The sequence below is a fragment of the Massilia genomosp. 1 genome (assembly GCF_011682185.1).
Taxonomy (GTDB): domain Bacteria; phylum Pseudomonadota; class Gammaproteobacteria; order Burkholderiales; family Burkholderiaceae_D; genus Telluria_A; species Telluria_A rubra.
In genome coordinates this window covers 1-321 of sequence record NZ_WHJF01000478.1, presented here as the reverse complement: position 1 = coordinate 321, position 321 = coordinate 1, and the positions used below count along the sequence as shown (strand labels likewise).

General features: G+C 64.5%; 1 protein-coding gene. It reads right to left on the bottom strand.

All coding sequences use genetic code 11. The features are described 5' to 3' along the window. On the bottom strand, window positions 1-321 hold a 321-nt coding region (locus tag F1735_RS34585), incomplete at both ends, for an Rpn family recombination-promoting nuclease/putative transposase (protein ID WP_167241575.1).

Sequence of the window (321 nt, the reverse complement as noted above, 5' to 3'; positions counted from 1 at the left end):
GGAGTCCGGCCAGGTCCATGCTGGCGCTCCAGTGCGGCAGGCCGTTGTAGAACACCAGCGGCAGCACCGGCGGCAACAGCAAGCCAGGGGACAATGCGTGACGCTTGACCAGGTCCTGGTACAGCAAGCCGATATAGGTTTGCATGCGCAGCGCCATCCAGCGGTCCACGCCGGACTGGCATTCCAGGAGGATGTACACGTAGAGAAACTCGTCGCCCAGCCGCACGCGCCAGACGATATCGTCCTCGCGGGCCGACAAGCGCTCGCTCACATACGCCGGATTGACCCGCTCGAAGGCCGACAGCGGGATCTCGTCGAACC